This window comes from Limosilactobacillus reuteri subsp. simiae (assembly GCF_020784875.1).
In the GTDB taxonomy this organism is placed as follows: Bacteria; Bacillota; Bacilli; order Lactobacillales; family Lactobacillaceae; genus Limosilactobacillus; species Limosilactobacillus reuteri_H.
The window spans coordinates 33,349-44,249 of record NZ_JAJGUI010000057.1; the positions used below are offsets into that span (position 1 = coordinate 33,349).

General features: G+C 38.1%; 10 protein-coding genes. 4 read left to right on the plus strand and 6 right to left on the minus strand.

Annotation, left to right across the window (positions count from 1 at the left end; all coding sequences use genetic code 11):
• Positions 1 to 16 precede the first annotated feature (16 nt).
• The 3 genes from LMC10_RS01830 to LMC10_RS01840 all read right to left on the minus strand — a co-directional run bounded on the left by LMC10_RS01830 (position 17) and on the right by LMC10_RS01840 (position 5,146).
• Positions 17 to 2,035: a beta-galactosidase gene (locus LMC10_RS01830; protein ID WP_229268780.1), complete on the minus strand. Its 2,019-nt coding sequence runs from the start codon at positions 2,033 to 2,035 to the stop codon at positions 17 to 19.
• Positions 2,036 to 2,044: 9 nt separating this feature from the next.
• Positions 2,045 to 3,967: a sugar MFS transporter gene (locus LMC10_RS01835; RefSeq protein ID WP_229268781.1), complete on the minus strand. Its 1,923-nt coding sequence runs from the start codon at positions 3,965 to 3,967 to the stop codon at positions 2,045 to 2,047.
• Positions 3,968 to 4,126: 159 nt separating this feature from the next.
• Entirely contained in the window at positions 4,127 to 5,146 is a 1,020-nt protein-coding gene (locus LMC10_RS01840) for a LacI family DNA-binding transcriptional regulator (protein ID WP_229268787.1), read from the minus strand.
• Positions 5,147 to 5,315: 169 nt separating this feature from the next.
• Between LMC10_RS01840 and LMC10_RS01845 the strand changes: the two genes are divergently transcribed.
• Positions 5,316 to 5,795 carry a hypothetical protein gene (locus LMC10_RS01845; RefSeq protein WP_229268782.1) on the plus strand — a complete coding sequence of 160 codons (480 nt, stop codon included), beginning with the start codon at positions 5,316 to 5,318 and terminating at the stop codon, positions 5,793 to 5,795.
• Between the two features lie 51 nt (positions 5,796 to 5,846).
• Here LMC10_RS01845 and LMC10_RS01850 read toward each other — a convergent pair whose 3' ends face one another.
• Positions 5,847 to 6,674 carry an exodeoxyribonuclease III gene (locus LMC10_RS01850; RefSeq protein WP_019253311.1) on the minus strand — a complete coding sequence of 276 codons (828 nt, stop codon included), beginning with the start codon at positions 6,672 to 6,674 and terminating at the stop codon, positions 5,847 to 5,849.
• 2 nt (positions 6,675 to 6,676) lie between these two features.
• Positions 6,677 to 7,009 carry a MazG-like family protein gene (locus tag LMC10_RS01855; protein WP_153701221.1) on the minus strand — a complete coding sequence of 111 codons (333 nt, stop codon included), beginning with the start codon at positions 7,007 to 7,009 and terminating at the stop codon, positions 6,677 to 6,679.
• Positions 7,010 to 7,158: 149 nt separating this feature from the next.
• Here LMC10_RS01855 and LMC10_RS01860 point away from each other — a divergent pair, with 149 nt between their 5' ends.
• The 3 genes from LMC10_RS01860 to LMC10_RS01870 all read left to right on the plus strand — a co-directional run bounded on the left by LMC10_RS01860 (position 7,159) and on the right by LMC10_RS01870 (position 9,906).
• On the plus strand, positions 7,159 to 7,383 hold the full coding sequence (locus LMC10_RS01860; RefSeq protein WP_019253313.1) for a hypothetical protein: 225 nt from the start codon (positions 7,159 to 7,161) through the stop codon (positions 7,381 to 7,383).
• Between the two features lie 746 nt (positions 7,384 to 8,129).
• Positions 8,130 to 8,615 (plus strand): hypothetical protein, encoded by a 486-nt coding sequence (locus tag LMC10_RS01865; protein ID WP_229268783.1) that lies wholly within the window; start codon positions 8,130 to 8,132, stop codon positions 8,613 to 8,615.
• Positions 8,616 to 9,210: 595 nt separating this feature from the next.
• Positions 9,211 to 9,906: a hypothetical protein gene (locus LMC10_RS01870; protein ID WP_229268784.1), complete on the plus strand. Its 696-nt coding sequence runs from the start codon at positions 9,211 to 9,213 to the stop codon at positions 9,904 to 9,906.
• On the opposite strand, the gene LMC10_RS01875 is transcribed toward LMC10_RS01870, so the two are convergent.
• The gene (locus LMC10_RS01875; RefSeq protein ID WP_229268785.1) at positions 9,899 to 10,660 is read right to left on the minus strand and encodes a hypothetical protein; all 762 of its coding nucleotides are present in this window, start codon (positions 10,658 to 10,660) and stop codon (positions 9,899 to 9,901) included. The two genes, LMC10_RS01870 and LMC10_RS01875, sit on opposite strands and share 8 nt — an antisense overlap.
• Positions 10,661 to 10,901: the final 241 nt, after the last annotated feature.

A 10,901-nucleotide genomic window follows, 5' to 3' on the forward strand; every position in this document is an offset into this window, starting at 1 on the left:
AGTCTTAGCCGTTTTTTTATTCTTGAACCAAGATCTCAACATCCCACGAATCAAGCATCGTTTCAGGTGAATCGCCAGTCAAAAGGTCTCGATAACCCTTTTGAAATTCTACTGGTAATGGTTGTTTACCCTTTCCCATATTAAGGACAAAGTAAATATCCTGACCTGCTGAATTTTGGCGTTTTGTTATCTCCAGTTCTGTTGGCTCTTTGGCTAACGCGGAAAGATGCACATCATCAACAACATGCATAATAATCTTACGGAGACTAGCATGGTCAAGGCGACTACCAACATACCATGCTTTCCCTTTTGAATAGGTATTCTCGGTTACCGCGGGAGTCCCAGCATAAAATTCACTAGCGTATTTAGCCAAGACATGGGCCCCATTAAGGCGAATTAAATCTGCTATCAAATGTCCAGTTAATTCATTTCCGGGCGTCATTGCTAATTTAACATCTTTATCAGGAAGGATTGCATCGCTTTCTTCAACCCACAGCCCCATTACATCTTTTAATGGTCCGGGATAACCGCCCGGATAGATATTATCGGATTCATTTACCATTCCGGACATAAAACTAGTAATAAAATTACCACCGTTAGCAACATAATCCGTAATTTTTTGCCCTAAGCCATCCTTAATCATGTAAAGAACGGGGGCGACTATAAGATCATACTGACTAAAATCATCATCAACCGAAATTACATCAGTTGGAATATTCAGTTCATAAAATTGCCGGTAATAATCAAGAATAATTGGTACATATTTTAGGTCCTGGGTAATACCATCGACATACTCAAAGGACCAGAAATTACTCCAGTCAAAGATAAGAGCCACCCGCGCTTTAGTCTGAGAATTCTTAATAACCGGGCCCACTTTTCTTAAATCATGACCTAATTTTGCCACTTCCTTAAATGCCCGGGTATCAGTCCGGTTGGCATGACTAATCACGGCACCATGAAACTTTTCTGATCCGCCCAATGCCTGCTTCAACTGGAAAAATTGAACGGTATCCGCACCATGCGCAACTGCCTGTAATTCAGTGGCCGCCATCTGTCCCGGACGTTTTAATGGGCTATATGGTTGCCAGTTAACTTGGGATGGCGTGGATTCCATCAACATAAACGGCTGGTGTTTTAAGGAACGCATCAAATCATATAAGAATGCTGGCTGATAAACCGGTGCATCATAAGCCGGATAACTATCATATGATATGATGTCCTGCGCACTCGCCCACTGCTGATAATCAATCATTTTATTGGGCAGACTATGAAAGTTAGTAGTGACTAAGGTCGTTGGATCATATTTTTCAATGATTTGCTTTTCCATCTTAAATAAATCAAGCATTTGGGTCGATTGAAAACGTAAATAATCAATTGAAAGTCCGGCGACAATTGTTTCCGATCCTTCTGGGCCCCATGCATCACCAAGTTCATTGGGCACAACAATCTCATCCCAGTCATAAATTGTATGACTCCACACATTCATATTCCATGCATGATTAAGGTTATCCAAGGTTTGATAGCGCGCCTTTAACCATTGCTGAAATTCTGTTTGGCATTCTTCACAATAACAATTGCCACCATATTCATTATTAACATGCCAAGCAACAATATGCGGATTATCGCCATACCTTTTAGCAAGCTGTTCAACAAGATTTTTCGCTAAGCGCCGGTAATTCTTACTGCTTGGGCAAAAGTTATGCCGGGCACCAAATACATGGCGGCGTCCTTGGTAGTCAACCCGCGCAACATCTGGGTATTTCTTAAACATCCAAGCGGGCATTGCGGCGGTTGAAGTTGCAAGAACGATATCAAAATCAGTTGCCGTTAATTCTTTGATAATCTTATCAAGCTTGGTAAAATCATATTTTCCCTCCTGCGGTTCAAGCAAGGCCCATGAAAAAACATTGATCGTGGCGGAATTTATATCTGCCTGTTTAAATACTTTAATATCTTCAGCCCACGTTTCTTCTGGCCACTGTTCCGGATTATAGTCGCCACCATATAAGAAATGAGGTAATTCTCTCTTCATCATTTTCTCACCTTATTTAAATTTTACTGTTACTACTTTATCGCCATGTTTAACAAGCTTTCCGGGAGTAAAACCAGCTGTTGCTTCAATATTATGTGGTTGCGCAAAGAAAGTAATTACCCAGTCTTCGTACCCTCTTTGTCTAATCAATTCACGATCAAAGTCAAAGAGTAGCTGCCCCTTTTTAACGATTTGACCGTCATTATAATGGGCATTGAAGCCTTCACCACGCATGTTCACAGTCCCGACACCAATATGAACAATCATTTCTAACCCCTTGTCAGAAGTAATGCCAAACGCATGACGGGTGCCAAACGTAAAGTTAATCTTACCGTCAAATGGGGCATACAATTTATCACTCGTTGGCTTAATCGCAAAGCCCTTGCCGGGGAACGGTTGACCATCACGATCGACGACTTCTTTCATTGCGACTAATTCGCCATCTGTTGGGGCATAAATCGTTTCTTCTTTAAGACCAGTCGATGATGTCGACGCTTCACTTGTCAGTTCTCCTTGTGCTAATTTATCCTTTAATTCTTCAACTACTTCCGCATGAACTTTTTCACTCAATTTCACCTTAAAAAGGAAGACAAAAATTGACAAAACAGCTAATGCCAGCGGGATATAGAATGCCATACTATCGAAAGTCCGAATATCATGACCTGTCATGTCAGCAGCAGTCGCGCTCCCCGTCATTCCGGCTGCGATTGCGATATAACCGACAAGGCCATTTGAGATCGCCCCTGTTAATTTATCAATCATTGGTCGCACAGCAAGAACAACCGCTTCATTTCGTTGACCAGACTTTAATTGGCCATATTCAATTGCATCCGTTAATGTTAAGACTGTTACCAATTGGGCAAAATTAATGTTAAACAAGACCAATCCAAAGTCCATCATTAAAACATTAGAGCGGGCAAAAATAAAGATTAAATATGCTAAACTCATGCAGACCTGGCCACCAATGAATAGCCATTTTCGTGGAATAAATTTATTCAAAATAGGATAAAGGGGACTAGTACAGAAACCAATAATCGTAGCGATGACCCCAACAATCCAGAATTCACCAGGTTTACCAATAACAAACTTGTAAAGGTAGAAAAGGACACCATTAGTTACAACATAGGCACATGAATAAAGTAAATATGCCAAACTTGGCCATAAGATTTGGTCATTGTGAAAAATTGCTGAAAAAACTTCCCGAATAGTTGTCTTATCTTGAGCAGACTTACGAATCACATTGTAATTTTCTTTCGTCCCAACACAAACAACCAAGGCACAGATAACAGCTAATGCCGAAATGATGGCAGCGAAAGCAAACCAACCAGCAGGCCCCTGCCGATGATGACCAGTAGCTAAATAAGTAAAGGTCGTTACAATCGGTACCACGATAATCGTTAATCCATTCCAACCAAGTGTTCCCGCAAAGGCACCGAGAGCGGTATAAACACCCCGCTCTTCAGAATCTTCACTTAAAGCGGGTACCATTCCCCAATACGAAACATCAGAAAATGAGTAGAAAATATCAAACGTAATGAAAATAATAACAAATAGAATGGCAAAAAGAACCCAATTATATTTTGCTAAGCCAAAGATTCCGGTAAAGAGGATTAACAACAGAATCGCACTAACGATATTTCCCATTAAAATCCACGGCTTAAATTTTCCCCACCGAGTCTTCGTATTATCAACAATATTTCCTAATAGCGGATCAATTAATAATTCTAAAATCCGGACAGAAACAATCAACCCAGTAATCAACCCAATTAGTTTATTAGCAACCGTTTTGCTTAGTCCCGCGAACATTCCGCTTGTTACAAAGATAATAAAGTAAGTACTCATTACCCCATAAAATGCGGAGTGCCCTAGGTTACCAAAGCAAAACGAAGCACGAGAAATAAGTTGCTTCCCCGTGAGCTTATGGCTATGTGTCATATTTACAACCTCCAAACTACAGCTTTCTGTAATCGCTTACAAATACATTATAATTCTTTAGTCGGATTTAGTAAATATTAATTTAAAAAGTAAATCCATTACTAGAGAAGATATAAAAAAGTAGCTAATCCGTGAATCGCTGATACGAATACTGATTAGCTACTTATTTTCTTTGGGAAAGCTTTTACGAAAAACAATATCAGTATTTACTGTCAGATGAACGTGCGGACGCTGGGGATGGGTTATTAAATCTTGGAGAAGGTTAATCGCCATCCGACTAAGTGTTTCTTGATTGATATTGTAGGACGTTAACGGCGGTGAAACATACTTAGCAACTTCACTGTTATTGATGCTAATCACGACAGTATCACGTGGCACAATTACCCCTGCTTCATTAAAAGCCTGGAGAACACCAACACTTAACGTATCAGAGGCAATAATAAAGGCTTCTGGTAAATTATCACCGCTTTGTTCAAGAACCCGTTTACCAAGTTGATACCCGTTTTTAACATTAAATGGTCCGTCCACATATAATGGCGCTTCTTTTATCCCTTGCATCCCTGTAAATTCACGAAAGGCGATTTCACGGGCATCAGCTTGTTGGACGTTATTGAGATTAAGGCCTTTTCCGCCAATGAAGCCGATTCGTTCATAGCCTGCTTTGGTGAGGCGATGAAGAGCATCCTGAATCGTTAATTCAAGGTTAGGTTGAACAGAATCAAATAATTGCGGCATCGGATTTATATCAACAAAAACCCCATGTGGTAAGTATTGATGGAGTTCGATAAGCTGGTCTTGCGTTACCCGGTCCGCACCCACGCCAATAAATCCTTGGAACGAATCAGCCGCCGCAATTAAATCTTTGATATTACTAAAGATTTCAACTTGCGCCCCAGCTTCATCGACTTCTTTAATAATTGCATTTCGCAAAAACGCAAAATATTCATCTTGTAGTTGTTCTTCACCGCTTACCCGATACAATAAAGCAAGATTAGGACGGATTGGTTGCTGCTGAGAGTTTTTCTTGTGGTTGTTCCAATAGCCAAGCTCATTAGCCACCGTCATTATCTTATTGCGAGTGCTTGGACTGATCGATAAATTTTGGTCATTATTCAAAAGGCGCGATACCGTTGCTGGTGAATATCCTGATTTTTCCGCAATTTCTTTAATTGTCGCCATCATTTTTCACCTCTTTTAGTAATGGGTTTAGTAAATATTATACACTAGTTTGAAGATAGAGATGATAATTCAATCTACTAATCTTATTCTTAATTATTTTCCCTTGTTTATTTCCCATAAAATGATCATAATTAAGAGGACGATATTTATTGATGAGGAGATTTACATTATGAATAAAGTTTCTAAGGGCCTTATACTCGCTCTTGCCGGTATTACTGTTGGAACTAGTACTGGACTTAGCACTACCTTTTTTCAATCAACCAGTGTTGCCTATGCTGCTGAGATGACAAAGGAAAAGAATGATTTAGCTAATCGTTATATTGCTGATTATTTAGGCAATTGTCAACAGTATGAGCAGAATGATAAAACATTCAAAGGCTTTTCTTCAATCAAGGATATTACCTATTCGCGGGACAATAAGATTAAAATTGACGTTAATGATGACATTTATCAATTGCCTAAAGCCCGTCGTTCACTTTTGATTCAAGATTTGCAAAATGGTGTGTATGGCACATTAGCAGACAACGACCTTAAGAAGTTATCTGAAAAAGACATTCAAAAGGGCTGTCCAACTACTGTTTACTTGAATGGAAAAGTAATTGGCCACACTGCCAAGAATGATAACCACCATATTATTTGGGATAAATAACAAAATAAGAGATTTGGGACAAAGCTGGTGTTCCAAATCTCTTATTTTCATTTAAAGGTCAATTTCTAAAATAATTGGCGTATGATCGCGGCGTTCTCCACTATCGATCATCCCCGCTTCTGTAATCTTATCAGCAAGCCGGTCACTGACTAACCAGTAATCAATCCGCCAGCCAGAGTTATTTTGTTTGCTGGTAATTACCCGTTGTGCCCACCAAGAATAAACTCCCTTTTCGTCAGGGTGGAGGTGACGGAAACTATCAGTAAAGCCAGCAGCTAATAGTTTTGAGAAATGTGTACGTTCTTCATCAGTAAAGCCAGCTGAATGATGGTTGGTTGCTGGATGAGCTAAATCAATCTCTTCATGAGCCACATTAAAATCACCACTAGCAATCACCGGTTTTTGCTGGTCAAGCTCATGCAAGTAGTCTCGGTAACAATCATCCCATGTTTGGCGCTCATCTAACCGCTTAAGCTCATTGCCGGAATTTGGGGTATACACTTCCGTAACATAGAAGTCTGGAAATTCAAGGGTAATGATTCTTCCTTCATCATCCATTGGTTCTGGCGCATTAATTTTAGGATAAGTTACTTTGGGCTCATATTGGGCTAAATAAAGGTACATGGTTCCCGCATACCCTTTCCGTGCTGGCTCAACGGAACTTCGCCATGCCACTTCATAATTGGGGAATAATTCTTGTAAAACCGTTAAATGCTTCTTAGTTGGCCCATTCTTTGACAGCTTGGTCTCTTGAATGGCGATGACATCTGGCTTCATCGCTGCAATCTTTTTTAATACTTCCCGCGTTTCCCCTGCTCGTACAGAGGTTCCAGTTAGTGCTGCATTAATTGAATCAATGTTCCACGAAATAAATTTCACAGCTATTTCTCCTTTTTATTTCTTGATTTAAGGTCGCTTTCTTTGATGAATACCCCATCGGCAGTTGTCTTACCCGTTCGCTTTGCAATTTCTTGATAAGCAGCAGTAAGCGCTTGTTGATGGTCAACACCCACTAATTTACAAAAGATTAGCAATGCAATCTGTAAGTCACCGATGCTGTCGATAAGCTTAGCCTGATTTTCTTTATTATATGCACTAGAAAGTTCGCCAAGCTCTTCTGCCATCTTCATAAATTCGACACGTGGATCCGCGTGGTCAATCCCACGTTCATGCGCCCACTTATCAATTTTTTGAAATAGCTCCTCGTAATTCATCACATGTCACCTCATCAAGTGATAATTCTAGTCTTAACTATAAAATAAAAGAACTAGCTACGCAATAAGAAAATTTCACGCAAGCCTTCTTAACAGTATTTATCAATCACCGCTGTTATAATTATTGCTAAGGGAAGGAAGTGAAAGAAATGGACTTAACCAATTATCGAATCGACCCTGCTAAGTTTGCTTTAGCTTGCGTGCAAAGTTCACCTGATCTTACCACTGAAGACAAATTAAGGGTTTACAAGGAAGCATACGAAGAAGCGCTTACTTTCTATCACCAAATTCAAACAGCCGTTATTAATAAAGGTCGTTCAAAAGAAGATCGCAGCCTTAAGGAAATGGGAGACTTTTTCGATTTAAAGAACTAAACCAATCACCGAAATCACTACCTATCAAAATCTCCCGTACTACATTAATGAAAAATGTTTTTTAAAATTAATTTACTTTGACTACTCACTGCAATCATGATTGTGGTGAGTATTTTAATTTAAAACAAAAAAGGATGCCGATTAAGGCACCCTATTTACCGGTACGGATTAAGTAACGAACTGAATCCACTTTGCATGCCGGCGTTTCTCATTTGATATGTATATTATAGTATAAATAAATTATGGTACAATAGCTATTGCGTGTCGGGAGTAACGATCAAACCTTACGCGCAAAAGAGGTGAATTCCCCTATGAAGTTTATACTTCTCATTCTGATCGTGCCGAACGGGCTCGTTAAGCAACTGTTACACTTTGTAAAGGTTGCAATTAAACAAAGCTTGCTCGATACGTCAATATAAATAATACCGCCTTAAATAAAGTTGAAATATGTACCTTGCTTCTAGAATTGTTTACATCTGCGCTCGCAAGGACTTAGTGGTGACATCGCTGGCCTTGTAATGATGATTATGGCTTCAATGATGGGCTTTAATGCTGGAAGCTACTCTGATCTTGTCATTTGATCATGATTATCCTTCATCATCGGCATTGGTTTCCTTGTATGGCATTTAGCAGCAAACAAGAAAACTAAGAATATAGACCAACAATAATTATCATCAGCAATTCGCCGGATACATAACGACCAAAATCTGATGTCGTTAAAAGCTGTAATTATTAGGGAGTAATTTATGAAGAAAATAGGTCTTATTTGTATTGCTGTTGTTGCTGGCCTATCGCTAGCAGGTTGTAGTCACTCAGCATCACAGAAAAATAATAAGCAAACCACTGAATCATCCAGCGCGAAAAAACATCATACTCATGACGAAAATCAAGATGATGATTTTTCATTAAATCTTGTAAGTTCAGATGATCAAGATACTGATTCGAATAATTTAGATATTAATATTCCATCAGCTAACACTTCAACTAGTTCAGCATCAAATATCCAAGTACCTCACTTTAATTCTAACGGTACTAGTTCCCCTACTTCTAGCGGTGATCCGAAAGTTCAAGCTGAAACTGGTAGACTCCAACATGATTGGAACGTTAAACAAGGTATCGAAAATCTTGATGGCAGTGAAACACAAAACTTCCAAAATTGGGTAGCTAAACGAGATCAATCATGGGCTAATGGACAAAGCATGCCCGACTATGATCAAAATCAGCGATATTAAATGGGGGTAATGAATACTGAAAGTGATAAGAAAGAACCACGATTTTGGAAAGGCGATCCTTCTGGTGGTTTTGCAACCGGACTAGTCGCCGGATTCCTCATTGGGCTAATAAATATTTGTTCATTCAATATTCCTTGGTTGGGAAGAATTTGTTTCATAGCGATTTGGGTCGTCATGGGGACACACGTACACCAGAAGAAATTGCTAAGGATAAAAGCAAAAGTTTGAGGAAATAAGAGAACAAGCTAAAACAAGAAAAGCTGAACGTCAAGCAACAAAAGAACAAAAACGTGAAGCAAAGATGCAGAAGAACGAGTTGAAACTTCAAAAGAACCAACTTAAGATTCAAAAACATCAACTTAAAAACCGTAACAAAATAAAATGCACCAAGTGTAGAAGTACAAATGTACAACCACTCGGAGTTCACAAGAAAGAATTTTCAGTTAGCAAGGCAGTTGGTGGGACCATTTTGGTTGGTAGAGTTGGATCACTTGCTGGTAAGAATTCAAAGAAAACCGATTTTGTATGCATGAATTGTGGAAAACAATTTAAGAAGTAAAAAAGACATTTTAACATCAGAAAGGAATTTATAACTATGGTAGCACATTCTATTTCAGTAAGAACTATAACAAATTTTTCATTACCAAGTGATGGCCCATTGGAAATTAAGAATGCTAAGGTTCCTCTGGGAAATATTTCAAAATCTTCTGCCACTCTTACCATTTCCGGAAGTACATTCGATATTTACCAATGTAGCTTTTCTAAAGATATTTCTGATGATATTACCGTGTTCATTAACGAGTTAGATGATTATAAAGAGTTTAGTTCTTATAAAAAAAGTTTTAGTTTTAACATATATTATAGTCCGAAAAAACAATTGCTTTTTTCGGAAGCTACAACTCCAATCACAAAGGCGTTTCTCAAAGCTCTTTCTAAAATGGACGGTGTAGAATGTGAATACAAGGCTCCAATTTTGGATTTTGATTCAATTTCGAGTCATCTTAATACAACTAGAGGTATCCGCTTTGATAGTAATGATGTTGGGGTAGACCACAAAGCATTTAATGGCCATGACCTCATAGATAATACAGAAGCGTATAACGCAATTGTAAATGATGATGCAACACAAATCGTTGGCGAGTTAGACTTGGGAGGCAAATCCTATACAATAATGATTTCTAAATCTGGAACTATCGTTTCGTATACAAATCTATTCAACTATCAATCTAAAGAAAAACCAATGCTTGAATTTTCTATCGATGTAATGAAAGAATTAGAAATTATTAAATAACATGTGTTAATGGCACGTATTCTCGCAAAATTTCATCCAAATCACTAAGCTTATCTGAAGAAGCATGTAATTGATTATTAGAAATATCAACTCGCATACTACCCTCAGTAAAATTCAAATTAAAATCATTCACTGTTTTCTTATCTAAAGCTTTTAAAGTTAATCTATAAAATGGATTTTGCTTACTAGCAGAAAAATCTAATAAAATATCATACCTTTGTTTTGTGGCTATGAACTTAGAAGTGAACTTATCTTCAAAATCTTGAAAGATTTTCCAACATTGATTTATATTTTTAGATGAAACTTGATAGTTCATTGAGATTACTATTGGTGTTTCATTGTCGCCCCCTATAATCTCCAACGGAAACATTAATCTGTCTTTTGTTACTAGTATAGCTTTAGTATAAGGGAGTGAGATCCTTTTTTGCTTATGATATTGTAAATCATTCTGTTGCATGGCGTATTTCAAGGCCTCTGATAGTTTTTGCTCAATATCACTAACTCTCAAATCATCCTCATCCAAGTTAAGATGGAAAGAAACATTAAACCTAACCGTTTTATTAAGAATCCAACTTTTAACCTGATTCAATTTTATAAATAACCAATCCCATTCGTAATATAGCGCTATTAATATTGGCGCTAAACTGGTTAAATTCAGCCAATTAACAACTAAGTTAGCTGTAACTGCCTTCCAGACATTTACAATGGTCATTACTAAAGACACAGTAATTAAAATTATTTTAAAAATTTTCATTTACTTCCCTCTTTTCTTTATAGAACTAAGAAGTAATCATGCACTTTAATTTTGCATTTGGAGACTATATTATATCACTTATGCAAAGATGTCATTTATTAAATTTAATTATCATAACCACCTGTCAAACGGGTGGTTTGCACATCGGCTATAAGCCGATAATAAAAGCCGGCGTCTCAAGGCGCTGGCTTTCGCTTTGCTCAAGCCAAAATGCTCTGACTACTTTGCCACCGCTTTAAGC

Bases quoted from the DNA above. Each gene is read 5' to 3' on its own strand.
- LMC10_RS01830 (WP_229268780.1), bottom strand. From the start codon at position 2,035: ATGATGAAGAGAGAATTACCTCATTTCTTATATGGTGGCGACTATAAT.
- LMC10_RS01835 (WP_229268781.1), bottom strand. From the start codon at position 3,967: ATGACACATAGCCATAAGCTCACGGGGAAGCAACTTATTTCTCGTGCT.
- LMC10_RS01840 (WP_229268787.1), bottom strand. From the start codon at position 5,146: ATGGCGACAATTAAAGAAATTGCGGAAAAATCAGGATATTCACCAGCA.
- LMC10_RS01845 (WP_229268782.1), top strand. From the start codon at position 5,316: ATGAATAAAGTTTCTAAGGGCCTTATACTCGCTCTTGCCGGTATTACT.
- LMC10_RS01855 (WP_153701221.1), bottom strand. From the start codon at position 7,009: ATGAATTACGAGGAGCTATTTCAAAAAATTGATAAGTGGGCGCATGAA.
- LMC10_RS01860 (WP_019253313.1), top strand. From the start codon at position 7,159: ATGGACTTAACCAATTATCGAATCGACCCTGCTAAGTTTGCTTTAGCT.
- LMC10_RS01865 (WP_229268783.1), top strand. From the start codon at position 8,130: ATGAAGAAAATAGGTCTTATTTGTATTGCTGTTGTTGCTGGCCTATCG.
- LMC10_RS01870 (WP_229268784.1), top strand. From the start codon at position 9,211: ATGGTAGCACATTCTATTTCAGTAAGAACTATAACAAATTTTTCATTA.
- LMC10_RS01875 (WP_229268785.1), bottom strand. From the start codon at position 10,660: ATGAAAATTTTTAAAATAATTTTAATTACTGTGTCTTTAGTAATGACC.